General features: G+C 70.9%; 18 protein-coding genes. 2 read left to right on the top strand and 16 right to left on the bottom strand.

Annotated features, from left to right (window positions below):
- Positions 1 to 65: 65 nt before the first annotated feature.
- The 3 genes from DLJ49_RS00745 to DLJ49_RS00735 form a co-directional block, all read right to left on the bottom strand.
- Positions 66 to 1427: an MmgE/PrpD family protein gene (locus tag DLJ49_RS00745; RefSeq protein ID WP_115391599.1), complete on the bottom strand. Its 1362-nt coding sequence runs from the start codon at positions 1425 to 1427 to the stop codon at positions 66 to 68.
- Between the two features lie 39 nt (positions 1428 to 1466).
- A complete protein-coding gene (locus DLJ49_RS00740; RefSeq protein ID WP_115391598.1) occupies positions 1467 to 2900 on the bottom strand; it encodes an MmgE/PrpD family protein in 1434 nt (477 codons plus the stop codon).
- 103 nt (positions 2901 to 3003) lie between these two features.
- Positions 3004 to 4569, bottom strand: coding sequence for a rhodanese-like domain-containing protein (locus DLJ49_RS00735; protein WP_115391597.1), 1566 nt, complete (start codon positions 4567 to 4569; stop codon positions 3004 to 3006).
- Positions 4570 to 4675: 106 nt separating this feature from the next.
- On the opposite strand from DLJ49_RS00735, the gene DLJ49_RS00730 reads away from it, so the two are divergent.
- The gene (locus DLJ49_RS00730; protein WP_115391596.1) at positions 4676 to 5440 is read left to right on the top strand and encodes an SDR family NAD(P)-dependent oxidoreductase; all 765 of its coding nucleotides are present in this window, start codon (positions 4676 to 4678) and stop codon (positions 5438 to 5440) included.
- Here DLJ49_RS00730 and DLJ49_RS00725 read toward each other — a convergent pair.
- The 7 genes from DLJ49_RS00725 to DLJ49_RS00695 form a co-directional block, all read right to left on the bottom strand.
- The gene (locus DLJ49_RS00725; protein WP_115391595.1) at positions 5428 to 6456 is read right to left on the bottom strand and encodes a PdxA family dehydrogenase; all 1029 of its coding nucleotides are present in this window, start codon (positions 6454 to 6456) and stop codon (positions 5428 to 5430) included. The two genes, DLJ49_RS00730 and DLJ49_RS00725, sit on opposite strands and share 13 nt — an antisense overlap.
- A 48-nt stretch (positions 6457 to 6504) precedes the next feature.
- Positions 6505 to 7578, bottom strand: a complete 1074-nt coding sequence (locus tag DLJ49_RS00720; RefSeq protein WP_115391594.1) for a tartrate dehydrogenase — start codon at positions 7576 to 7578, stop codon at positions 6505 to 6507.
- A gap of 74 nt (positions 7579 to 7652) precedes the next feature.
- On the bottom strand, positions 7653 to 9173 hold the full coding sequence (locus tag DLJ49_RS00715) for a tripartite tricarboxylate transporter permease (protein ID WP_115391593.1): 1521 nt from the start codon (positions 9171 to 9173) through the stop codon (positions 7653 to 7655).
- Between the two features lie 64 nt (positions 9174 to 9237).
- Positions 9238 to 9780 (bottom strand): tripartite tricarboxylate transporter TctB family protein, encoded by a 543-nt coding sequence (locus DLJ49_RS00710; RefSeq protein ID WP_115391592.1) that lies wholly within the window; start codon positions 9778 to 9780, stop codon positions 9238 to 9240.
- Positions 9781 to 9789: 9 nt separating this feature from the next.
- Positions 9790 to 10779, bottom strand: coding sequence for a Bug family tripartite tricarboxylate transporter substrate binding protein (locus DLJ49_RS00705; protein ID WP_115391591.1), 990 nt, complete (start codon positions 10777 to 10779; stop codon positions 9790 to 9792).
- Positions 10780 to 11127: 348 nt separating this feature from the next.
- On the bottom strand, positions 11128 to 13788 hold the full coding sequence (gene acnA / locus DLJ49_RS00700; RefSeq protein WP_115391590.1) for an aconitate hydratase AcnA: 2661 nt from the start codon (positions 13786 to 13788) through the stop codon (positions 11128 to 11130).
- Complete coding sequence (locus DLJ49_RS00695) at positions 13781 to 14815, bottom strand: AbrB family transcriptional regulator (RefSeq protein WP_158547363.1); 1035 nt, start codon at positions 14813 to 14815, stop codon at positions 13781 to 13783. The genes acnA and DLJ49_RS00695 overlap by 8 nt, the downstream gene beginning before the upstream one ends.
- Before the next feature lie 308 nt (positions 14816 to 15123).
- On the opposite strand from DLJ49_RS00695, the gene DLJ49_RS00690 reads away from it, so the two are divergent.
- Entirely contained in the window at positions 15124 to 16053 is a 930-nt protein-coding gene (locus tag DLJ49_RS00690) for an alpha/beta fold hydrolase (RefSeq protein ID WP_199533257.1), read from the top strand.
- Positions 16054 to 16107: 54 nt separating this feature from the next.
- Here DLJ49_RS00690 and DLJ49_RS00685 read toward each other — a convergent pair whose 3' ends face one another.
- The 6 genes from DLJ49_RS00685 to DLJ49_RS22785 all read right to left on the bottom strand — a co-directional run bounded on the left by DLJ49_RS00685 (position 16108) and on the right by DLJ49_RS22785 (position 25284).
- A complete protein-coding gene (locus DLJ49_RS00685) occupies positions 16108 to 17049 on the bottom strand; it encodes an ABC transporter permease (protein WP_115391587.1) in 942 nt (313 codons plus the stop codon).
- Complete coding sequence (locus DLJ49_RS00680) at positions 17046 to 18098, bottom strand: ABC transporter permease (protein WP_115391586.1); 1053 nt, start codon at positions 18096 to 18098, stop codon at positions 17046 to 17048. The genes DLJ49_RS00685 and DLJ49_RS00680 overlap by 4 nt, the downstream gene beginning before the upstream one ends.
- On the bottom strand, positions 18088 to 19635 hold the full coding sequence (locus DLJ49_RS00675; RefSeq protein WP_115391585.1) for an ABC transporter ATP-binding protein: 1548 nt from the start codon (positions 19633 to 19635) through the stop codon (positions 18088 to 18090). The genes DLJ49_RS00680 and DLJ49_RS00675 overlap by 11 nt, the downstream gene beginning before the upstream one ends.
- Before the next feature lie 40 nt (positions 19636 to 19675).
- Positions 19676 to 20668: a BMP family protein gene (locus DLJ49_RS00670; RefSeq protein WP_199533256.1), complete on the bottom strand. Its 993-nt coding sequence runs from the start codon at positions 20666 to 20668 to the stop codon at positions 19676 to 19678.
- Between the two features lie 130 nt (positions 20669 to 20798).
- Positions 20799 to 22103 carry an amidohydrolase family protein gene (locus tag DLJ49_RS00665; RefSeq protein WP_115391584.1) on the bottom strand — a complete coding sequence of 435 codons (1305 nt, stop codon included), beginning with the start codon at positions 22101 to 22103 and terminating at the stop codon, positions 20799 to 20801.
- Between the two features lie 358 nt (positions 22104 to 22461).
- Positions 22462 to 25284 (bottom strand): extracellular solute-binding protein, encoded by a 2823-nt coding sequence (locus DLJ49_RS22785; protein WP_158547362.1) that lies wholly within the window; start codon positions 25282 to 25284, stop codon positions 22462 to 22464.
- Positions 25285 to 25319 lie beyond the last annotated feature (35 nt).

Below are 25319 nucleotides of genomic sequence, written 5' to 3'. Positions count from 1 at the left end.
CGGGCCTTCGGGGCCCGGGCCGCCCGCCGCGCGCCACGATAGCCGCAAAACCGCCCGGTGCCGAGTTATTCCGCGGCCGCACTCGATACGGGCACCGTTGCCCGGGCAACTGATGCCGGATCGGCACGTTCGATGCCCCACGCCGCCGAGAGCGCGGCCTTGGCGACGTCCTCGCCGACGACGAGACCGGCCTGGGTGAGGAATTTCTCCTCCAGCTGGTCGTTCGACAGGGGCCGGTCACGGCTGCCGATGGCACGCTCGACATACTTCTCCAGCGTCGTTCCGTCGTTGAAGGTGAGCGTGATCCTGACCGAGGCCTCGTGCATGTCCGGGTCGGTGATGGCTTCGACGCGGCCGCGCAGGTCGAGGATCTCGGGCAGGTTGACCACCTCGTCGGTGAAGGCCGTGGGTGCGCCATCGCCGCGCAGCAGGGCACAGGCGGCGGAGTGGAACACCGAAAACTTGCCTTCCAGCCCGGTGCGCGGTGTGCGCTTGCCGGTCAGTTCCAGCACCAGCGGATGGGTCCGCAGCTCGACGCTGGCGATGTCGCGCACCTTGTCGCCGATCTCCGCGCGGATCTGCTGGCAACCGTCGATCGTGGGGTGGATGACGATACCGCAGGCGAAGGGCTTGTAGCTGTTGAGCGCCGCTTCCCACCGCTCGCCGAGGCCGCCGAGGATCTCGGTCTCGTCGAAGGCGTCCGAGAGGATGGCGGCCCAGCCGCGGCGCCCCTCAATGCCCTGCTCGGCGCTGTCGAAGCCCGCCTCGGCCAGAATCGCCGACCGCAGACCGTTCATCGCCGCGACGCCGGGATGGTAGGACTTGGTCATCGTGCCGAACGCCTCGCGCAGGCCCGAGGATTGCGTGCCGGCGAGGCTGAGCGCCCAGGTCTGCTTCTGCGCATCGAGGCCCATGGCGTGCCCGCAGGCGGCCGCCGCGCCGAAGACGCCGGCCGTGCCCGTGATGTGCCATCCCCGGTCGTAGTGGGCCGGGTAGACCGAATTGCCGATCCGGCACTCGACCTCGACGCCGGCGATCAGCGCGGTCAGAAAATCCTGGCCCGACATCGGCCGCAGCTCGGCCAGCGCCAGCAGCGCCGACGCCACCGGACCGGCCGGGTGGATGATCGTCTTGAGGTGAGTGTCGTCGTAATCGAGCACGTGGCTCGAGATGCCGTTGAGCAGCGCCGCGTTCATCGGATCCAGCGTGTCGGTGCGACCGAGCACCGTCGACGAGCGCGGGCCCGAGAACGGCGACAGCGCCCGCAGCGCGGCATCCATCGACGGATGGTCGGCACCGCCCAGCGCGCATCCCAGCCAGTTGACGAAGGTGCGCACGCCCTCGCTGCGCACCTCGTCGGGAATGTCCGATCCCGAGAGGCCCGAAATCCACTGCGCCAACTCGCGTGTCACCATGCGATCGGTCATGCCTTTTCCCCCATCATGAGGCCCCGCACGGGCAGGCGCCTATTTCCGCAATTCCGCCATCAGCTGCTCGAGCGAGCCCAGATTTTCGAACTCGGCCACCATCGACACCACGCGCTCGGCGCGGGCGCGATCCCAGCCGGCGAACTCGGCACATTCGTGGAACTTGCCGGCGACCTCGTCGTAGCTCATCGGGTTGGCAGGGCTGCCCTTGCCGAAATCGGCCACGCCCGACACCGTGCGGCCATCCGCCAGCTCGATGTCGATATACGTGGTCATCTTGTGGTAACCGGCCGCTTCGGCACGCTCGTCGACCACGAAATCGACCTTTTCGATGATCGCCTGCACGTCGGGGCGGTTGACCACCTCGTCGGTGAATTCGGGCAGGCCGCCCCGCCCCTCGATCAGCAGGATCGCCATGCAGAACTCGAACGAGAACTTGGCCTGCAACTCGTTGGTCGGGCGATGGTGAATCAGCGCGTTCGGCATGTTCGAGTTGGTGCCGACGCGCACGCGCACGACCTGATCGGCCGTGATCCCGTTCTCGCGGATGAGCCGCAGCATCTCGGTCATGCCCGGATGGGTCAGCGAGCCGGAGGGGTGCGGCTTGATCGACACGCCCGGGTCCTCGAACGTCCAGGGCTTGCCCAGCTTGCCCCTGATGGCCCCGGCATCGTAGCCGCCGCCGGCCGCGCGGAAGAAACCGCGCATCGCCTCGAGGATGTTGGAGCTGGCCGACCATCCGCGCGACGCGAAATCGGCCGCGACGACCCCGCTCTCCGACGAGCGGCCGGCGTGGAAGGGCTTGGTCATCGTGCCGAAGTTCTCACGCAGGCCGGCCGACTGGCTGCCGGCGATCGACAGCGCGCGCAGCATCGCGTCCCTGTCGAGGCCCATCAGGCGACCGGCGGCCGCGGCGGCGGCGAAGGTGCCGCAGGTGGCGGTCGCGTGGAAGCCGGTCTGGTAGTGGCGCGGGTTGATCGCCTCGGCGATCTTGCACTCGACCTCGACGCCCAGGTGGTAGGCCAGCATGACGTCGACGGCGCTGGCGCCCTTCGCCTCGCCGAGTGCGAGGGCGGCGGGCAGCGCGGGGGCGGTCGGGTGGGTCAGCAGGCCGTAGACCCGGTCGGGGGCCACGGCCAGCTGCGTGTCGTCGTAATCGTCGGCGTGGATCCCGACCCCGTTGGCGAAGGCGGCGAACCGGGGCGCCACGCGCATCGCCGACCCGATCACGGTCGCCGGCCCGGCGCCGAGGCCGAGCGAATCGAGGTGCGCGCGCACGATGCCGCCAGAGGCCGCGACAGAGCCCGAAAGCGCTAGCCCCAGACCGTCGAGGATCGACTTGCGGCCCGTCTCGACGACGACCTCGGGAAGGTCAGCCACGGACGTGCCGAGCACGAAGTCGGCCACCTCGGCGGTCAGACCGTCCCCGACCTCCTGCCAGGCTTTCGCATCGCTCGCGTTATCGACGATCATGTTCACGGTCTCGGGCCCTCCATTTCGCACCTCGGGGCAGCCCACCCGAAGAATTGTAGATTGTCAACAGTCGGCGCCATGCCAGTTGCGCCGCTCCCGGTGGTCACAGCGCGTATTCCGCTCGCTCCTGTGCGTCGAGTTGGTGCTCCAACCCGACTTCCCAATCGAGGTAGGTCCGCGAGGCGTCGAGATCGCCGTCGTGCCGGCCGTGCGCGAACCACGTCACATCGGGCGAGGCCAGCTCCGGCGGTTGGTCGGGGGTCGCCTGGACCGCGGCGCCGGCCGCCACGAGCGCAGCATGGCCGCCCTGCACGCAGGCCACGTCGCCCCCGGCGCCGCTGCGCTTCAGATCGCCCGCGATCAACTCGGCCCGGCCAGAGCCGTCGCCGATCAGGATGACCGCCTCCGCCCCCTCTCGAAGCACCTCCGTATCGGTGCGCAGGGCCCATGCGGCGCCGGCGACATGCCCGGCGCGATAGGCGTCCGACGATCGCACGTCGATCCACCGCACACCGCCCCGCGCGGACCGCTCAAGCGCAGCCCTCGCGTCGATTTGCTCGCACAAGACAGGGCGCGGTGCAGGGATCGCACGCGGCGGGATCGCCCGCGCCGCCTCGTCGATGCGCAACACGCGGGCATCACACCCAAGGGCGCGGAGCCAGCGCGCGGCGATGGCGGCGCGCAGGCCGAGGTCGTCGGCCAGGACGACACGCGCCCGGCGCACCCCGATCCACTGGTCGCTCGCCTGCACGAGCTGAACGGAAAGCGCCGGCGTGAAGGCCGGAAGCGGGTCGTCGCGCGCCTCCTCGCTCGATCGCACATCGAGCAGAAAGGTCGTCCTGGCCGGATCCGCGAGCAAGTCGCGCACGCCGGACGCATCTATCTCGGGGATACCCTTGTCGGCCATGAACCGCCGCGCACGCTGCGCGGTCTCCTCGCGCTGACCCTCGTCGAGCTCGGGATAGGCGCCCGGCGTGTTGCCCCGCAACAGCTCGCGCCCCGAGAGCGCCCAGCCCTGCGTCCCGTTCTCGAGCGCGTAGACATCGACCTCCGGCGCGACTTCCGCGAGCGACACCGCGCCGATCAGCCCCCGCGTGCGCCCTGCGCAGGTGAGTAGGACAGGCTGACCCGGCCGCGCCGCCGCCGGCAGCCGGTGCGCGACCTCGCCATTGGGCAGGCACGCCGTGCCCGGCACCGTCATTTTCGAGAATTCCGAGCGCGGCCGGCAATCGTAGAACGCGAAGTCGCGCCCCTCCGCCTGCCACTGCGCCAGTTCGTCGGGCCCGATCCGCTTCGGTTCGCGCGTCTCGCCCACCAACTCGCCGAGGAGCTTGCAAGGCACGTTGACGCCCTTGAACAGCGTGTAGCCCGCGGCCTCCCAGCCCGGGGCGCCGCCCTCGATCACCGAGACGTCGACATAGCCCATCTCGGCGAGTCGCTCCGCCGCCAGCGCGGCCACACCGTCGCCGCCGTCGAGAAGCAGTATCGGCACGTCCTGGCGCGGCACGAGCGCCCCGACCCGCAATTCGAACACGCTGAACGGGCACGGGACGGCGAACAGCGGGTGGCCCATCGAGAACGGCCCTGCCTCGCGCAGATCGAGAAAGGCGACCTCGCCGCCGCCATGGATCGCTGCTTTCGCGGCGCTGGCCGGAATCGTCCGTGTCATCGCTCCTCCTTGCGGGGTTTCACTGCATTCGAGCAGAGATTGTCAACAGTTGACGAAGCGCGGCAGACGCGCGACCGTCCGCGCGAACGAAATGTGGGAGACTGCCATGACCGTGCCGACAGCTGTTGATCCGACCCGAATCGAAGGCGCCGTCGCCGTGGTGACGGGCGCCTCGCGTCGCATCGGGCGCCAGACCGCTCTCGGCCTCGCCAGCCATGGCGCCGACGTGGTCGTCACAGCCCGATCCGCGAAAGACGAGATCGAGGCGGTCGCCGACGAGATCCGCGCCCTCGGGCGCAAGGCCACCGTGGTCATGGCCGACGTGACCTCGCAGGACGACGTCGCGCGCCTCGCCGAGACGGTGCGCGCCGAGCATGGTCGCGCCGACATCCTGGTGAACAACGCCGCCGTGCGGAAGCAGGCGCCCCTGCTCGAGATGTCGTTCGAGGAGTGGAAGCAGATCAACTCGGTCGTGCTCGACGGAGCGTTCCTGACCTGTCAGGCGCTGCTGCCGCTGATGATCGAGACGGGCGGCGGCACGGTGGTCAACATCGGCGGCATGACGGGGCATACAGGTGCCCCCAACCGCGCACATGTCTGCACCGCCAAGGCTGGGATCGTGGGCTTCACCAAGGCGCTGACGGTCGAGTTCGCCGACCGGGGCATCACCGCCAACTGCCTCGTGCCCGGCCATATCGGCGGCGCGCGCTCTGCCTCGGCCGGCGCCGCGCCCGCCCATGGCGACGGGCCGCTTGGCCGCGCCGGCACGGTGGAAGAGGCCGCCGCGATGGTGGTGGCGCTGTGCCTGCCCCAGGCGGGCTACATGACCGGTCAGACGGTGCACGTCTCGGGCGGCCTCTACATGCCCTGAGGCTCGAGCGCCTCGGCCCGCCTGCGCGCCGCGAGGCGGGCCGACAGCCTGATCGCCGCCTCCGTCGCGCCGGTGTCGGCCGTGCCCTGCCCCACGATATCATAGGCTGTGCCATGCGCGGGCGTGGTGAACACGGTGTCGAGACCCGCGGTGATCGTCACGCCCTTCATGAAGCCGCGCACCTTCGTCGCGATCTGCCCCTGGTCGTGATACATCGCCAGAACGCTGTCGACCTCGCCGCGGAACGCCTTGAGATAGACGGTATCCGAGGGGAATGGCCCGCGGCAGTCGATCCCTTCGGCGCGGGCGCGCTCGACGGCCGGGGCGATGATGTCGATCTCCTCGCGGCCGAACAGGCCGCCCTCGCCGCCATGCGGGTTGAGCGCCGCCACGGCGATGCGAGGCGCGTCGATCCCCGCCCCCTTCATCGTGCGATCGGCCAGGTGGAGCGCATCGACGATCCGCGCCTCGGTGATCTGGTCGAGCGCCTCGCGCAGGGCGACGTGGCTGGTCACGCGGGTCATCCACAGACCGTCGAGCACGTTCATCTCCGAGAATTGCCCGGCATGTCCGAGCAGGTGGGCGAACATCTTGTGCTCGTCGGGAAAGCGCCAGCCGCCATCGTAGAGCGCCCGCTTGTTGAGCGGGGCGAAGGTGATCGCCTCCACGTCGCCGGCAAGGGCGAACTCGATGGCGCGGGCCAGCGTCTCGCCGGTCAGCCGCCCCGCTTCGGCGTCGGCCTCGCCGAGCGGCAGGGCGTCGGGGTCCGTGTTGCCGAGGTCGACCAGTTGCACCGGCCCGTCGAACCGGGCGGCGGCGGGCGAGGCGACCTCGGCGATCTCCAGCGTCACCCCGGCGAAGCGCGCGCCCCGCTCCAGCACCCGCCGGTCGCCCACCACGACGAAGCGCGCCACGTCCGCCAGCTTGCCCTCGGCGAGGATGCGCGCGGTCAGTTCCGGGCCGATGCCGGTCGGGTCGCCGGGGATCAGCGCGAGGATAGGGCGGTCGTCGGTCATGTCGTGCCTCCGTTGGGTGGCGGGCGGGCGGCCCTCCGGTCGATCACCTCAGTCGATCGCCTCGGCGATGGCCTTGCCGCAATCGGTGGTGGAGAGCGAGCCGCCCAGGTCGCGCGTACGGCCCGATTCCTCCGACAGCACCCGCTCGATGGCGCGCACCATCGCGGCGCCGGCCTCCTTGTGGCCGAGATGCTCCAGCATCATGGCGCCCGCCCAGACCTGCCCCACCGGGTTGGCGATGCCCTGCCCCGCGATGTCGGGGGCCGAGCCGTGGACCGGTTCGAACAGCGAGGGGTGGTCGCCCTCGGGGTTGATGTTGCCCGACGGGGCGATGCCGATGGTGCCGGTGCAGGCCGGCCCGAGATCGGACAGGATGTCGCCGAAGAGGTTGGAGCCCACGACCACGTCGAACCAGTCGGGGTGCAGCACGAACTGCGCGGTCAGGATGTCGATGTGATACTTGTCCCACGTCACGTCGGGGTAGCGTTCGGCAACCGCCTCCACGCGCTCGTCCCAGTAGGGCATGGTGATCGAGATGCCGTTCGACTTCGTCGCCGAGGTGAGGTGCCTGCGCGGCCGCGACTGCGCGAGATCGAAGGCATAGGCGAGGATGCGGTCGATCCCGTGGCGGGTCATCACCGTCTCCTGCACCACGGTCTCGCGGTCGGTGCCGGCGAAGATGCGCCCGCCGATCGAGGAATACTCGCCCTCGGTATTCTCGCGCACCACGTAGAAGTCGATGTCGCCCGGCTTGCGGCCCGCCAGCGGGCACGGCACGCCGGGCATCAGGCGCACCGGGCGCAGGTTCACGTACTGGTCGAACTCGCGGCGCCACTGGATGAGCGACCCCCAGAGCGAGACATGGTCCGGCACCACCTCGGGCCAGCCGACCGCGCCGAAGAAGAGCGCATCATGCCCGCCGATCTGCGCCTTCCAGTCGTCGGGCATCATCTGCCCGTGCTTCCGGTAGTAGTCGGCCGAGGCGAAATCGAACTGGTCGAACTGGAAGGCGATGTCGTATTTCGAAGCGGCCGCCTCGAGCGCGCGCAGCGCCTCGGGCACCACCTCCTTGCCGATGCCGTCGCCCTCGATCACCGCGATCTTCAGCGTGTTGCTGGCCATGTCTTTCCTTTCTCGGAGCGTGTGCAGCGCCGGGCGGCCCCGTTCCGGGCCGCCCGGCGCCATCACGGGAGCGGTCAGTCGCCCGGGGGCTGGTGCCCTGCGGCGGCCTCGCGCCGGGCGACGGCCTTGAGCATCGACGAGATGAACGGGCTCGCCAGGCTCAGGATCGAGAGCACGAAGAACAGGTTCGCGATCCAGCTCTGGAAGAACATCGTCCAGTCGCTGTCGAAGATGATCATCGCCTGGCTCCAGTTCTTTTCGAGCAGCCCGCCAAGCACGAGCCCCATGACGAAGGGCGCCGGGCCGAAGCCGTGCCGCATCGCGATGAAGCCGATCAGGCCCGCCGCCAGCATCGTCCAGACGTCCAGCATCTGCTGCTGGTAGGCATAGGCGCCCACCATCGCCAGGCAGAACACCGACGGCCACAGGAAGGTGCGCGGCACCAGCGTGATGAGCGAGAACACCTTGGCGCCCGCCAGGCCGATGGCGAGGAAGGCGAAGTTGGCGATGAACATGGCGCCGAAGATCGCGTAGAGGATCTCGGGCGTCTCCTGCGTCAGGAACGGCCCGGGACGGAACCCGTGCATGATCAGCGCGGCGAGGATCACCGCGGTCGTGCCCGAGCCGGGGATGCCCAGCGCCAGCGTCGGCACCATCGCACCGCCCGCGCCGGCGTTGTTGGCCGCCTCGGGCCCCGCGATCCCCTCGATCGAGCCCTTGCCGAACTCCTCGGGGTGCTTCGACCAGCGCTTGGCCTCGTTGTAGCCCATGATGGCGGCCACGGTTGTGCCTTCTGCCGGCAGGATGCCGATGAAGGTGCCGAGGCCCGTGGAGCGCAGGATCGTCGCCCAGATGCGGCGCATGTCGGCCATCGAGGGCAGCTTGACGGCCACCTTCTTGACCCGCTCCATCGTCTTGTCGTCGGCGCTCGCCATGCGCAGCAGTTCGGCGATGGCGAAGACGCCGATCAGAACGGGGATGAAGTCGATCCCGTCGTAGAGGAAGGTCGTCCCGAAGGTATAGCGCTCGACGCCGGTCACGAGGTGGATGCCCACGGTCGAGACGAGCACGCCCAGAAAGCCCGCGATCAGGTTGCGCGGCGCCGACTTGCCCGAGATCGCCGCGAGCATCGACAGGCCGAACAGCGTGAGCGCGAAGTATTCCTGCGGCCGGAAGCTGAGCGCGATATCGGCCAGAAGGGGCGCGGCGAAGATGAAGATCACCAGGCTCATCAACCCGCCCGAGATCGACGAGATCGCGGCGATGCCCAGCGCGCGGCCCGCCTCGCCCTTCTGCGCCAGCGGATAGCCGTCGAGCGCCGTTGCCACCGCGGGCGGCGCCCCCGGTGCGTTGATGAGGATGGCGGTAATGGAGCCGCCGAAGGTGCCCGCGCAATAGAGCGCCGCCATCATCGAGATGGCGAGGATCGGGTCCATCCCGACGGTGAACGGCAGCAGCAGTGCCACCGCCATGGTCGAGGACAGCCCCGGCAGCGCGCCGATGATCACCCCGATCAGCACCGAGATCAGGATGAGCGCGAGTCCCGTGGGGGTCAGGATCAGCGAGATCCCGGTTACGATCGCGTCGAATTCCAAAACCGTCTCCCATCGCAGGCGGCTGGCCGTGCCGCCGCCTCAGGGCGTCGCCGCCCGAAAAACCTCAGTAGAAGATCCCGCCCGTCAGCCCCCTGGGGAACGTCACCTCGAGCACCTCGGCAAAGAGGAACAGGATGCTGATGGGGAAGAGCAGCACGTAGGGAATGATGATCTTCCAGCGCCGCTCGCCCCAGAGCAGGGGCAGAAGCAGCGTGATCAGCGCCAGCGCCGGCAGCGCGCCCAGCGTCGGCAGGGCCGCGACGAACAGGAGCAGCGCGACCATCGTCGCCCAGGTGATGCCCGGCAGCGCCTCCGAGCGCTCGGCGTCGAGGTCGATGCCGCGCGCGAGCTTGCGGTGTTGCTCGAAGGGCAGGATCAGCGCGAAGACCATCGTGCAGATCAGCACGAGCCGCGGAAAGGTCGCGGGCTGCACGTTCTGCGCCAGCGACGAGGGCACCTCGTCGAAGTAGAACGTGCGCCAGTAGAGCAGGGCGCAGAGCACGAGCACCACGCCCGACACCACCACGTCTACGGGGTGGACACGGAGGGCGGAGGCGCCGTTGGCGCCCCCGCCATGACCGGCCCGATCGCTCGGATCGCTCGGCATGTCGGCCTCTTACTGGTCGGTCATGTCGAGGTTGCGCAGCGCCTGCAGCGAAACCTCGTACTCGGCCTTGAGCTGCTGGTCCCACTCCTCGGCGCCGCCGATATTCGTCTCGGGGTTCAGCCCCGAGCCGCGCAGGTAGTCCTGGAAGCGCTCGCTCTGCATCGCCTCTAGGATCAGCTCCTCCATCTTCTCGACGATGGCGGGGTCGGTATCGGCCAGCACGTAGTAGCCGCGCGTCGTGGTCACCGAGACGTCGTGGCCGAATTCGGCCGCGGTCGGCACGTCGGGCAGGTCGCCCACCCGCTCGTCGTAGAGCAGCGCGATGGGCTTGAGCTCGCCCTCCTCGATCAGGTTAAGCGCCTCGGAGACGTTGGCGAGCGTCGCGTCGATCGCGCCCGAACGCAGCGAGGTAATCATGTCGCCGCCCGAGCCGAAGGGCACGACGCGCGGCTCCACGCCGGCCTGCTCGCCCCAGCGCGAGATGCCGATATGCTCGGTGCCGCCGACCTGCGCCACGCCCCACGTCATGCCTTCCTGCGCGGCGGCGAGGAAATCCTCGTAGCCCTCGTACTCGGCATCGGTGTTCACCACGATGACCGAGGGGTCGTCCATCGCGCGGGCGACGCCCTGGATGTCGTCGATCGAGAGCGGCGAGTTGCCCCGGGCGATCGTGTAGAGGTGGGTCTGCGTCAGCGCGATGATGGTGTGGCCGTCGGCCCCGCGGCTCACCGCGTATTCATGCGCGGCGCGGCTGCCGCCGCCCTGCTTGTAGACGACGCGCATGTCCTCGTCGATCATCTGGTCGGCCGCGTCGAGCCACATGCGGATGGTCGTGTCGGTGCCGCCACCCGGCGAAGCGTGCGAGACGAGCTCGATCGTGTCGCAGGGCCAATCCTCGGCCGAGCAGTCCTGCGCCACCGCCGAAGTCGGCGCGGAGAGCAGCAATGCACCCGCCGCGGCGCCCAGCGCCGAAAGCGTCTTGGGGTTGAAGGTCGCCATGAGTGTTTCTCCTCCACTGTTGTCCGGCGGTGTCGGCTTCAACCGCACTGTGCGCCGCCGGATGGTCTCGCGTCGCCTCCGGGCCAAGCCCGCGAACCGCACGATTTTCGCGGCGCCGAAACGCCGCTCGAAAGGACGCTAAGGACGGCCCCGCAAACTGTCAACAGTCTGCAAGCCCGACTCGGGATTTCCCCCCCGATACCCCGCGCCTTGCTCGGGGCGGGGCACATACCCACCCGGCAAGCAAATGAATTCGTTGGTTTTTGACAGAGCCCCGCCAAGCGTCCGATCTGTCGGCAGATCCGGCGGCCGACCGCGCGCACACGTTCCCCGGGGGCCGGTGCCGACTTACGCATCCGTCGCTCCCTTCGCGGCAAGTTCCGCGCGCATCGCCGGAAGAATCCCGCCCGCGGCGATCAGGGCGACCTCCCCGGCAGACCGCGCGGCGAGGCGGGCCTCGAACCGGGCGAGATCCTCGCCGTCGCGCGAGACCCGCACCGGGATCGCGACCTCCGGCGCAAGGCCCGTTTCCGGCAGGTCGAGATCGATCACGGCCCCGCCATCAAGGGGGATGTCGCCCCAGCCAATGCCGCCCGCGAACTCGAGCGGCAGAACCCCTACTCCGATCAGGTTGGCGCGGTGAATGCGCTCGAAGCTCTCGGCCAGGACCGCAACGACCCCCAGCAGGCGGAGGCCCTTGGCGGCCCAGTCGCGCGAGGATCCCGCGCCGTAGCCCTCTCCGGCGATCACGATTGTCGACACCCCCTCGTCGACGTAGCGCCGACCGGCCTCCCAGACGGACACCTCGTCGCCCGAGGGGCGGTGGACGGTGCGGTTGCCGCGGCCCGATGCCAGCGCGTTGGACAGCAGCGGATTGTCGAACATGCCCCGGCCGCAGACCTCGGGGTTGCCGCGCCGCAGGCCGAAATTGCCGAGCTTCGCCGGGCTCTCGCCCTGCTCGATCAGCCAGCGGCCGGCCGGGCTCCCGGCCTGGATCGCCCCGTTCGGGGCGATGTGGTCGGTCGTCACGGCGTCGCCGAGCGCCAGCAGCGGGCGGATGCCGCGGATCGGTCCGTCGAGCGCCGCGACCGGCCCCATCTGCGGAAACGGCGAGGGGCGGATGAAGCCGCTCGTGTCGTCCCACGCGAAGCGCGCGCCATCCGGCGCCGCGATCTCCTCCCATTCGGGCGTGCTCTCCATGCCCACCGCGTAGGACCGCGCGAAGCTCTCGCCGGTGACGTGCGCGGCGACCAGCGCGTCGATCTCCGCCTGCGCCGGCCACAGATCGGCGAGGTAGACGGGCCGCCCCTCGGCATCCTCGGCGAGCGGGTCGTTGGCAAGGTCGATGGCGACCGTCCCCGCGATGGCCGCCGCCACGACGAGCGGCGGCGAGGCGAGATAGGCACCGCCGATCTGCGGGTGTATGCGCCCCTCGAAGTTGCGGTTGCCCGACAGCACCCCGAAGGTGCACAGCCCCTCGTCCCTGATCCGCTCGGCAATCGCCTCGTCGAGCGGCCCGGAATTGCCGTTGCAGGTGGTGCAGCCGTAGCCGATCGTCTGGAAGCCGAGCGCGTCGAGATCCTCCGTCAGGCCCGCGGCATCGAGGTACTCGGTCACCGCGAGCGAGCCGGGCGCGAGCGATGTCTTCACCCAGGGCCGCGGGGTCAGCCCGCGCGCGCGCGCCGCCCGCGCCACCAGCCCGGCCGCCATCATCAGCGGCGGGTTCGCGGTGTTGGTGCAACTGGTGATCGCGGCGATCACGACCGAGCCATGCCCGAGCGCGTGGGGCGTGATCTGCGCGGTCTCGCCCGCCAGGTCGGCCACCCGGGCGGTCACGCTGGCCGGCACCTCGGCGAGCGTGCGCCGCTCGTTGGGCCGCGTCGGCCCCGCCATCGCCGGCGCCACGCGCGACAGGTCGAACCGGTGGACCTCGTCGTAGGCCGGCGGCGCCGCGCCCTCGCCCTGCCACAGGCCCTGCGCGCGGGCATAGGCCTCCACCCGGCGGCGGTGCGCCGCGCTGCGCCCGGTCATGGCCAGGTAGTCGAGCGTGCCCGTGTCGATGGGGAAATGGCAGCAGGTCGCCCCGTATTCGGGCGCCATGTTGGCGATGGTCGCCCGGTCGGCCAGCGTCAGTGCCGCCACGCCGGGGCCGTGGAACTCGACGAACGCGCCGACCACGCCGATCTCGCGCAGGAACTCGGCCATCCAGAGCACGAGATCGGTCGCCGTCGCGCCGGCCGGCCGCGTGCCCTGTAGCTCGATTCCCACCACCCGCGGACGGGTGAACTCCAGCGGCCGGCCGAGCATCGCCATTTCGGCCTCGATGCCGCCCACGCCCCAGCCCAGCACGCCCAGCGCGTTGACCATGGTGGTGTGGCTGTCGGTGCCGATCATCGTGTCGGGGCGCGCGAGCGCCCCGTCGCCGCGCACGACCGTGCTCAGCCACTCGAGGTTGATCTGGTGCATGATCCCGCGTCCGGGCGGGATGACCCGGAAATTGCCGAACGCCGACTGCGCCCACTTGATGAAGGCAAAGCGCTCGCGGTTGCGCTCCACCTCCATGCGCCGGTTGATCGGCAGCGCGTCGGCCCGGCCGGCCGCCATCGCCACCAGCGAATGGTCGGTGACGAAGTCGCACGGGATCACAGGATCGATCAGGCGGGGGTCGAGGCCTGCCTCGGCAGCCGCATCGCGCAGGGCGGCCAGATCGGTCATCAGCGGCACGCCGAGAAAATCCTGCAGCAGCGCCCGCCCCGGCTGGAAGCTGAGCGTGGCGTCGCCCGCTCCGAGCAGGGCCGCCAGTTCGCGCTCCGCCTCCGGCGCCGGACGGCGCACGAGAATATCTTCCGCCAGCACCTTGAAGGCCCGCGGCAGCGTCGCAAGCTCGCCGAGCCCCGCCGCCTGCGCCGCCTCGAGGCCGAGCATGCGCAGGCCGTCGCCGGCGCCCGGGACGTCGCGCTCGAGATCCGGGTTGGCACTCGTTGCGACGGCGTCAAGCGTTTCAGTCATCGCGACCCCCGTCCCCCGATACCACCGGCTGCGCCACCGTCCGTTCGAAGATAAGCCCCGCGGTCAGGTTTCCCGCCAGCCCGCGCACGACCTGGTAGAAGGTCACGAGGGCCGCGTCGGCGCCCACCGCCTTCGCCGTCAGCACCATCTCGGCGATCCCACCGGTCGAGGCCCCGAGCGCCAGCACCACCGGATCCAGACCGAAGCCGAGCGCCACCACGACGCCCAGCCCCACCATGAGCCCGGCATGGCCGATCATCAGCGGCACGCCCACCGCAAGCGCGCGGGGCAAGCGCCCCATCGTCGCCCGCGTGAACCGCGCGCCAATCCCCAGCCCCAGCATCACCTGGGCCACCGCCAGGACGCTGTCGGGCTCCTGCGCGTCGATCAGGCCGGCCCCGGACATCACCGCAAGGACCGCCATCGGCCCGAGGACGTAGGCGCTCGGCACACCGATCCGGCGCGCGCCGAGCGCGGCCAGCCCCCCGATGGCCAGCGCCACACCGAAAGAGGGCGTCCAGCCGGCCGCGCGCCATGTCTCCGGCTCCGGCGCGGCGACACCATCGCCGGGGCCGACCGCGACGAAGACGAGCAGCGGCAGCAGGAGCACCAGCAGACCGACGCGAAAGGCGTGAAAGGTGGCCACCGCCCCCACATCCGCGCCGCGCTTGCCCGCCTGCTCGGCCATCTCGGCGATGCCGGCCGGCACCAGCGAGAAATAGGCCGTCGCGCGGTCGACCGCGCCGAAGCGCCACAGCACCGGGCACAGCGCCCGGCCGACGGCGATCGACAGCACCGCCGCCACGGGCGCGAGCAGGGCATGCGGCCCCAGCTCCGAGACGATGTCGGCGCTCACCGTGAGGCCCACCGCGACGCCCACCATCACCTGGCCCAGCTTGTAGAGCGGCGGCGGCACCGAGACGGGCCGCACGGCAATACCGATCGTCGCGGTCGCGATCAGCGCGCCCAGGAGCCACGCGAGGGGAATGCCGAGCAGCGACGCGCCGTAGCCCGCGAGAGCGGCCATCGCCGCCACGACCGGCAGCCGGGCCAGGTGAGCGACAGCCCCCCGGTTGGCGACATCTGGTTGCTCGAATCGCGGCATACTCCCCACGCGCAGGGTCGTCCTCCCGACGCACCTCGGTGCGCCAGAGACAGCACCGGTTGCGCTGTCCCCCCCGAAACAGTTAACAAGCGTAGCCGCAATTGCAACTACTATCCCGACGGCGGAGCCCTGGCGCGTCCCGCCGCGGGGCGGCCTGCCGCGCGGGATGGCTTGCCGCCGCGACGGCCGGAGCAGAAGGTCGCCCGGGATCGCGCTCAGGGAGGATGCAGATGGACACCGCAGGATTGGCCGCCGACAAGGACTTGTTTCCGGGGTTCGAGACACGTCGCGTCCCCGGCGCGGGCGCCGAGATCAACCTCGTCAAGGGCGGCTCCGGCCCGCCGTTGCTCCTGCTGCATGGCAACCCGCTGACCCATGTCAGCTGGCACAGGATCGCGCCGGACCTGGCAAGATCGCATACCGTGATCGCGCCGGATCTGCGCGGCTACGGCGACAGCGAAAAACCCGAGGGCGGCGGCGACCACGCCGCGTATTCGTTCCGCGCGATGGGCGAAGACGCCTTCGCGGTGATGGATCATTTCGGCTTCGACAGCTTCGCCGTCGCCGGGCACGACCGCGGCGCGCGAGTCGGGTTCCGCATGGCGCTCGACCGGCCCGAGCGGATCACCCGCTTCGCCTCGCTCGACATCGTGCCGACGCACGCCGTGCTGTCGAACGTCAGCCTCGGCTGGGGCCTCGAATCCTACCACTGGTTCTTCATGGCCCAGAAGGCGCCGTTTCCCGAGCGGCTGCTCACGGCCGATCTGGACTATTACATCGACTACAAGCTCAACAAGAAGGGCGTCGGCCTGTCGATCTTCGACCCGCGCGCCATGGCCGAATACAAGCGCTGCACGACGCCCGAACAGATCCACGCGGTCTGCGAGGATTACCGCGCGACCGTCACGGTCGATTTCGAGATGGACAAGGCCGACTTCGGCATCCGCCGGATTTCGGCCCCGGTGCTGGTGCTCTGGGGCTCCAACAGCCATTGCGGCCGCCATTTCGACCCGCTGAGGCTGTGGGCGGACTGGGCCGACGATCTGCGCGGCTTCGCGGTGCCGACCGGCCATTACCCGGCAGAGGAACGCCCCGATCTGGTCTTTGCCGCTCTCGATGCCTTCTTCGCCGGCCGCGAGCCCGAAGCAGAGATCGCCTGACGCGGCCGCCCGGCGGCGGGTGGACGCAACGCGCCGATACCGTCGGCGCCGTCCTCAGCGCTCTCCCCGGCGGTAGGGCTGCATCAGAGCCTGCGGCACCCTCGCCCGCTGCGCCATGACGACCAGCGCGAGGATCGACAGCAGATAGGGCAGCATCAGGAAGAGCTGATAGGGCACGCCGTCCACCGCCGTCTGAAGGCGGAGCTGGAACGCATCGAAGAAGGCGAAGAGCACGGCGCCCAGCAGCGCCCGCCCCGGCCGCCAGAGCGCAAAGACCACGAGCGCGATGCATATCCAGCCCCGCCCCTGCACCATCGTCGGGAAGAACGAATTGAAGGCGGCCAGCGTCAGGAACGCGCCCGCCACGCCCATCAGCGCCGAGCCCGCCATGATGGTGCCGATCCGCACGAGGATCGGGTCGATGCCCTGCGCCTCGACCGCGTGCGGGTTCTCGCCAGTCATCCGGATCGCCAGCCCCAGCGGCGTGCGGTAGAGCACGAAAGCCAGAATCGCCACGAGCACGAGCGCGAGATAGGTCGGCGCCGTCTGGGTGAAGAGCACCGGGCCGAAAAACGGGATGTCGGACAGCATCGGCACCGGCAGCGGGCGGAAGGGCTCGACCGTCGGCGGCGAGCTCGCCGTAGGCACCGCCAGGCGGAAGATGTAGTAGGCGACGCTCGAGGCGAAGAGCGTGATGCCGAGGCCGGTGACGTGTTGCGACAGCCCCAGCGGCACGGTCATCAGCGCGTGCAGCAGGCCGAAGGCCGCGCCGCAGGCGGCCGCCGCCGCGATGCCGGCCCAGAGATCGCCGCCCGAATACACCGTCAGCCAGCCGATCATCGCGCCGAAGGCCATGATCCCCTCGATCCCGAGGTTCAGCACGCCCACCCGCTCGCACAGGAGCACCCCGAGCGTGCCGAGGATCAGCGGCGTGGCGATGCGCAGCACCGCCTCCCACAGGCCGACCGAGGCGAGGATGTCGAGCAGCACGCTCACCGCCGCACCCGGAATTGCACGAGGAACAGCGCGACCAGCATGGTCAGCAGCGACAGCGCCACCGTGACGTCGGCGATGTAGGAGGGCACGCCGAGCGCCCGGCTCATCGAATCCGCGCCCACGAAGATCACCGCCGAGAAGAGCGCCGCCCCGATCACGCCGATGGGGTGGAGCGCGGCGAGCATGGCGATGACGATGCCGGAATAGCCGTAGTTGGGCGACAGGTCGGTGGTGACATAGCCCTTCACCCCCATCACCTCGATCGCGCCGGCGAGGCCCGCCAGCCCCCCCGACAGGCACCCCACCAGCACCAGCGTGCGCCCCAGCGGCACCCCGGCGAAGGCGGCCGCGCGTGCGTTCAGCCCCGCGGCGCGGGCGCGCATGCCGAAGACGGTGCGCTCCTGCAGCCACCACACCGCGACCGCCATCGCCAGCGCGATCAGAAGGCCCGCATGAAGGCGCGACCGCTCGACGAGTTGCGGCAGGAGCGCGACGTCGGGCACCGGCACCGATTGCGGCCAGCCGAAGGCCAGCGGGTCGCGCAGCGCACCCTCGATCATCATCGACACGAAGAGGATCGCCACGAAATTGAGCAGCAGCGTCGTCACCACCTCGTCGGTGCCGAACCGCAGCTTGAGCGTCACGGGGACCAGCAGCAGCGCCATGCCGGCAAGCGCGCCCGCGACGAGGCAGGCCAGCACCGCCACGGGGGCCGGCGCCGCCGCGAGCCCCGGCACGAGGCCGAAGGCCGAGACGGCCAGCGCTCCCATGTAGAACTGTCCCTCGCCGCCGATATTCCACAGCCGCGCACGAAAGGCGACGGCGGCGGCGAGGCCGGTCAGGATGAGCGGCGTCGCGCGGGTCAGCGTCTCGGTGATCCCCAGACGCGAGCCGAGGGCACCCTGCAGGATCAGGCCGAACGCCTCGGCAACGTTGGCCCCGGCCGTGGCGATCAGCGCGCCGGCCAGTGCAAGCGCCGCGCCGATGGCGCCGAGCGGCGCCAGCAGGGTCAGCGCCGCCGAGGGCCGCTCACGGCGCTCAAAGCGCATGCGCTTCCCCCTCGGCCCCGGCCGCGATGCCTTCTGCCGCGCGCCAGTCGCCGGCCATCATCAGGCCCAGCAGGCGAGCGTCGGCACGCTCTGCGGGAATGGCGGGCGACAGCCGCCCGCCCACGATGGCGCGGATGCGGTCGGCCAGCGCGATCACCTCGTCGAGATCCTCCGAGATCAGCAGCACGCCGGCGCCTCGCGCCCGCGCCTCGATCAGCCGGCGATGCACCCCGGCGATGGCCCCCTCGTCGAGCCCGCGGCTGGGCTGGGCGGCCACGAGGATGTCGGGCGCAGCCTCGAGCACGCGGCCGAGGATCAGCTTCTGCATGTTGCCGCCCGACAGAAGGCGCACCCGCCCGTCGACCTGTGCGCCGCGCACGTCGTAGTCGCCCAGGATGCGGGCGGCAGCCGCGCGCGCCGCCCCGCGGCGGACGACCCCGCGCCGCGAGAACTCGGGCGACCAGATGCGCTCGAGCACCACGTTCTCCCACGTCGTCATGTCGCCGAGCACGCCCTCGGCGTGGCGATCCTCGGGAATGCGTCCGATGCCGGCGGCGATGGCGGCCCGCACGCCCGAAGCAAGCGGCGCACCCCTGACGGTCAGCGTGCCCGCGGCGGGGGCCAGCACGCCCGACACCACTTCCGCCAGCGTCGTCTGCCCGTTGCCCGAGACGCCGATGATCCCCAGCGTCTCGCCCGCGCGCAGGGCGAAGTCGACCCCCTTCAGCGAGGCGCCGCCCTTCCCCGCCACCGCGACGTCGCGCGCCTGCAGCAGCACGGGGCCGGGCGTCGCCGGCGGGCGCACGGGCCGGTCGACGGCGCGGCCCACCATCAGCTCGGCCAGTTCCTCGCGGCTTGTCTCTCGCGTGGCACGCTCGGCCACCACGCGGCCGCCGCGCAGCACCACCACCCGGTCGGAGGCCGACATCACCTCGTGCAGCTTGTGACTGATGAAGATCAGCGACAGCCCCTTGGCGGCCATGTCGCGCAGCGTGGCAAACAGGCGCTCGGCCTCCTGCGTGGTCAGCACCGCCGTCGGCTCGTCGAGGATGAGGATGCTCGCGTCGTTGTAGAGCGCCTTGAGGATCTCGACGCGCTGCCGCTCGCCCACCGACAGGTCGGACACCCGCGCGTCGGGATCGACCCTGAGGCCGAACCGCTCCGCCAGCGCCGCCAGCCGCGCCCGAGCCCCCGACCGGTCGGAGCGCAGCCGCCACAGCGGCTCGGTGCCCGTCATGACGTTGTCGAGCACGGTCAGGTTGGCGGCCAGCGCGAAATGCTGGTGCACCATGCCCACGCCAGCACGGATCGCGGCGCGCGGGTGGCCCGGCGGCAACACCTCGCCCTCGACCCGGACAGTGCCCGCGTCGGCCGTGTAATGGCCGAAAAGGATCGACATGAGGGTGGTCTTGCCCGCGCCGTTCTCGCCCAGAAGCGCAACGATCTCGCCCCGCTCCAGGTGGAGCGAGACGGCGTCGTTGGCCAGCGTGGCGCCGAAGCGCTTGGTGATCCCCGAAAGCTCCAGAACCCGCGTCATGCCCGCCCCGTCAGCCGGGGGCGGGCCTGCCGGTGTCGCATCAGGCGGGCTCTTCGAAGTTGCGGGGCACCTCGAACGCACCCGCCTTGATGGCGGCGCGCACCTCCTCCATCTCGGCCACCGCCTCGGCGGGCGGCACCGTCTCGACGTAGGAGATGTCGTTGCCGCCGTCCTTCATCAGGCTGAGCGGCGTATAGTTCTTGCCCGTGGGCTCGCCCGCCAGCGCATCGGCCAGCGCCGCCTCCATCAGCGGGCGGAAGTTCCACAGCGCGTTGGCGAAGACCGTCTCGGGGTAGCGGGGAGTATAGTCGATCAGCGAGCCGATGGCGGGGATGCCGCGCTCCTGCGCCGCATCGGCCGTGCCGATCCGCTCGCCGAACAGGATGTCTGCTCCGGCGTCGATCTGCGCCAGCCCGGCCTCGCGCGCCTTGGGCGGGTCGAAGAAGGTGCCGATGAAGCTGACCAGGTGCTGCGCCTCTGGGTTGGTGCGCGCCACGCCGTCGGCAAAGCCGTTGATCAGCATGTTGACCTCGGGGATCGGGATGGCACCGACCGAGCCCACGATGCCCGACTGCGTCATCCGCCCCGCCAGCATGCCGGCGAGATACGCCGCCTCCCAGTTCCAGGTGCCGAAGACGCCGAAATTGTCGCCTGCCGCCTCGCCGGACGAGCCCATCAGGAACGCGGTGTCCGGATAGTCGGCCGCGACCTGCCGCGCCTCGCGCTCCACGGCGTAGGATTCGCCCACGATGAGCACGTTGCCCGCCTCGGCGAACTCGCGCATGGCGCGCGGATAGTCGGTGCCCGACACGCCCTCGGAGAAGGTGTATTCGATCGCCCCGTCGGCATCGGCCGCCACCATCGCCGCGTGCAGGACGGAGTTCCAGGCGTTCTCGACCGGCGAGGCGTGGATGCCCGCGACCTTAACGGCCGCGCCTTGCGCGCGCAGCAACGCGGGTGCGGCGAGGGCCGAGGCGGTCAGCGCGGCGCCGGCGCCGAGCAGACGGCGACGGTTCATTCGGGTGCGGATCATGGGCAGGTCCCCCTCGTTGGACTTCGGGCGCGGGACCGCCCCGCGCGACGGCGCCACACTTCGCCACGGGCCGGCGGAGTCAAGGGGCGGCTGCCCAATTGCTGTGCCGGATAGGGGATGTGCCTCGAAATTAGGCGCCGCCCTGGCGGGCGTGGCGGGGCGCATAGGCGGCCGGGTCGACCGTGCCGGGGCGGCCCTCGAGCGACAGGCGCGGGATCTCGGGCGCCGTCTCGGCCACCACCCTGCCGCGCCGGATCACCGCGAGGCGCGCGGGGCGCAGGCGGATCGCCTCGGCGGGGTCGGTCGCCTGCAGGATCACGAGGTCGGCATGGCAGCCGGGCGCGAGGCCGTAGCCCTCGAGCCCGAGGATGCGCGCGGGCACCGTCGTCACCGCGTCGAACAACGTGCGCTTGTCGTCCTGCGAGCCCATCTGCGTGGCGTGCACCGCCATGTGCGCCACATCGAGCAGGTCGCCCGTACCCATCGAATACCACGGGTCCATCACGCAATCCTGCCCCAGCGCCACGTCGATGCCGGCCTCGATCAGCTCGGGTATGCGGGTCAGCCCGCGCCGTTTGGGGTAGGTGTCGTGGCGGCCCTGGATCATGATGTTGATCAAGGGGTTGGGGATCGCCGCGAGCCGCGCCTCGGCCATCAGCGGAATGAGCTTGGACACGAAGTAGTTGTCCATCGAGTGCATCGAGGTCAGGTGCGAGCCGGCAACCCGGCCCTCGAGGCCGAAGCGCAGCGTCTGCTCGGCCAGCGTCTCGACATGGCGCGAGAGGGGGTCGTCGGTCTCGTCGCAATGCATGTCGACGCGCAGGCCCCGCTCGGCCGCGATCCGGCACAGCGCCTCGACCGAGGCGCGCCCGGCCTCCAGCGTGCGCTCGAAATGCGGGATGCCGCCCACCACGTCGACGCCCATGTCGAGCGCCCGCTCCAGCGCCTTCGCCGCGTCGGGGTGGCGGAAGTACCCGTCCTGCGGAAAGGCCACGAGCTGCAGGTCGAGATACGGCGCCACGCGCTCGCGCACCTCGAGCAACGCCTCGACCGTGACGAGGGCGGGGTCGGAGACGTCGACATGGCTGCGCACCGCCATCAGCCCCTTCGACACCGCGAGGTCGCAGTAGCGCAACGCTCGGTCGACCACCGCCTCGCGCGTCAGCGTCGGGCGCAGCTCGCCCCAGAGCGCGATGCCCTCCAGCAGCGTGCCCGACACGTTCATCCGCGGCAGGCCGAGCGACAGGGTGGCATCCATGTGGAAATGCGCATCGACGAAGGGTGGCGAGGCGAGATGGCCGCCCGCGTCGAGCACGCGCCCCGCTTCGGCGTCGATCCCGGGCGCGACGTCGACGATGCGCCCGCCCCGGATGGCGATGTCCTGCCCCTGCCTGCCATCGGGCAGGCTCGCGCCCCGGATCAGTAAGTCGATCATCCTGCCGCCTCTCGGTCTTTTCCGTTCAGGGGTGACCCTATTGCCCCCCATGTGCGCTGTCACGCGGCGACAGAGGTGGCACGGAGGTGACCGAGTGAACGCACAGGTCCTCGGCCGCGACCGAGCAATCCGGCCGGTCTGCGGAGCGGCGCGCAAGCGCGGGCAGTGAGCCGACGATCGCGGCCCGGAGGCTCGCCGGTGCAGCGTGCGGAGCGGCGCGGGGCTTGCCGGCCTGTGCCGGCCACCGGCGTCGCAGGGCGCGCGCCTCGCCCCGCAGTGCCCCCAGAAACGGACCCGACCGCATGGGGCCGCTTCCTCCGGCACCGGCCCCTTCAGGGCCAGATGCCCCGAGGGGGCCTCAGTCGGCCGCCTGCAGCGTCGCGTCGAGATCGCGCAACACCTTGTTCATGTCGGACGCCCCGGCCACCACGTCGACGATGCCGTCGTTGAGGACGTCGCCCGCCCCCGGCCCCAGCTCCTGGTCGAGGTAGAGCTGGTGGTAGGTGCTCACCAGCACACGTTCGGCCGCCTCCTGCAGAAAGCCCGCCTCGACCGCGAGGTCGGCGCCCGAGGCGGCGGGGATGTCGGAGGCGATCCGGACCATCCGCTCCTGCACGTCGATGGCGGTGAGCCGGCGGAGGAAGTCGAGGGCGACGTCGGGCGCCTCGGGCGACACGGCGAAGCCGTCCGCTCCACCGTAGGTGACGCTCTGCTGCGGCCGGTCGCCGATCGTGGGGAAGGGAAGCTGCACGAGTTCGGCGTCCATCGCGTCGGGTCCGCCCGTCCAGTTCCACATCATCCGCTGCAGCCGCCAGCTGCCGGTGAGGATCATCGCCGCCTCGCCTTCGGCGACCATCTGGGTCGCGCGGCCGTCGTCCATCGCGCCGTGGCCCGGCTGGAAGGGTTCGAGCGCGACGAGGCGGGCAAAGGCGTCGCCGGCCGCGCGGAACGCGGGGCCGTCAAAGCCCTCGCCCTCGCCCGCCAGCGCCCCGACGATGGCCGACCGCCCGCCGAGGCGCTGGGCGAGCTGGCCGAAATAGAGGTTGTAGAGCCAGATGTCGCCGCCGCCCACGGTGATCGGCTGGATCCCCTGCCGCTGCAGCGTCTCGACCGCACGAAGGAAGCCCTGCCATGTGCGCAGGCCCTCGACCGTCATGCCTGCGCGCTCCAGCACCGGGCGGTTCGCGTAGAGCGAGATCAGCGACAGGTGCATCGGCACCCCGTAGACACGGCCCTCGTGGGTGTAGGTCTGCAGCGCGCCCGGCTTGAACTCGAAGGCCCACCCCTCGGCCATCTCGTCAGTCAGGTCGCGGGCGAAGCCTGCCTCGCGCAGGGCGTCGAGATGCCCGCCCGACCAGGTATAGATCAGGTCGGGCGGGGTCTCGGCGCCGAGAATCGACATGAGCTCGACACGGTAACGCACGCCTGGGCGGTGGGTGATCTCGATCAGCGTGCCGGGGTTGTCGGCCTCGAAGGCGTCGGCGATCTCGCGCCAGTAGGCATGCACTTCGTCGTTACGGTTGATCGCCTCGACGCGCACCACCTCGGGCTCGGCACCGGGGCCGCCCACCGCGATGGCGGCCACGCCGTGCACGTCGGGATGGTAGCGCTCTGCCGCCGCGCGGCCCAGCACATCGGGGGCGGCGCGGGCGACGAGCTGGCGAAGGGTTTCCACGGTGAGAAAGCCGCTCGCAGGCAGGCCGCTCTCGGCCTGCAGACGCTCGATGCCGCCACGGGTGCCGGGGCCGAAATCGCCGTCGATCGGGCCGCGATAATACCCGGCCTCCGCCAGCAGCACCTGCACGGCCAAGTCCTCGGACGGCTCGAGCGCAAGTTCGCTTTCGAGCTGCGAGGGCGATGGCGGGGCGTGCTGCACGGAGATCCGAGGCGGCCGCTCCACGGCACTCTCCGGGGCCAGCCCGGGCGGGCGCTGCGGCTCGCGCGCAGCCCCGCCTTCGCCGGTCAGCGGGGCACCGGGGTCGGACGGGATCGGCGGCGCGCCGGGGCGCTCGGGCGGCAGCTGCACGATCGCGCCAGGCGGCTCTGCCGCCGGCGACGGGGCTGCCTCCGGCACGACCGCAGGCCGCGGCGGCACGGGGGGCAGGTCGTCGAGCCATGCCAGCGTCTCGGGCGCGGGCGGCGCGGCGGCGAGCTCGGCAAGGCGCTCCTCGGCGAGCCGCGCGAAGCCGACGCCGGGGAACTCGTCCAGATAGGCGCGGAATACCGCGGGGTCGTCGCTCTCGCGGATCGACAGCCAGATCAGGCCGGCGCGCACCTGGGTTTCGTCGGCGTCGAGCGGGCCGTCAGCCGTGAGCGAGGCATCGACGACGTAGCGATCGTAGAAGGTCTGGGCCGCGTCGCGCTCGACCTCGTCGGCGAAGCCCAGCACGTTGGTCAGCAGCGCGACCTCCATCCGCTCGGCGGACGACCGCGGCGGCGGCGGCGGTGCGGGGTTGAGATAGACATCCTGGACGAGCGCCTCCTCGACCCAGGGCACCTGCTGCTCGTTGGTCAGATCGAGCACCGTGCGGCGCACCCGGCGGAACATCGTGCCGAGTTCGATCCCGGGGCGGTCGATCCATTGCAGGAGCGCCGTGGTGTAGGGGCTGTTGCCGGTGGCCCCGTCAGAGGCCACCGCGCCCGGCGCCGCGGAAAAGGCGATCACGGTGCCTGCAGCGCTGGGGCGGTTGACGTTGCCCGAGCCGGGCGTGCCGCTGGCGAGGCCCTGCCCCGCCCCGATCGCCGCGGCAAAGGGATTGTCGCGGCAGGCGTCGAGGATGAGAATGGCCGTCTCCGGCGCCGCCTCGGCGAAGGCGTCGAACATCTCGTCCATTGTCAGCGCCCCGCCGTGCAGGTCGGCCCGGGTGGCCAGCGCGATGTCGGTCGGCAGCAGGTAATTCGTGCCGTCGAGCTGCAGGCCGTGACCGGCATAGAAGACGAGTGCGACTTCCGCGCCGTCCGCCCGCTCGGTGAACTCGTCGATCGCGGCCCTCATCGTTGCGAGATCGCCGTCGATCACCACGTCGACATCAAAGCCGATCCCCGCGAGCGTGGCGCCGAGCGCCGTCGCATCGTTGCGCGGATTGGGCAGCGGCGTGACGTCGCTGTAGGCGCCGTTGCCGATCACCAGGGCGACCCGCGCGGCAGCCGCCGGGCCGGCAAGCACCCCGATCAGCAGCACGGTGCCGACGGCAAGCGCCCCCCATCCCCGGCATC

Origin of the sequence: Rhodovulum sp. 12E13 (assembly GCF_003340565.1) — a bacterium.
Taxonomy (GTDB): Bacteria; Pseudomonadota; Alphaproteobacteria; order Rhodobacterales; family Rhodobacteraceae; genus HLUCCA09.
The sequence above is the reverse complement of the archived record's forward strand: the minus strand, read 5'-3'. Positions and strand labels throughout refer to the sequence as shown.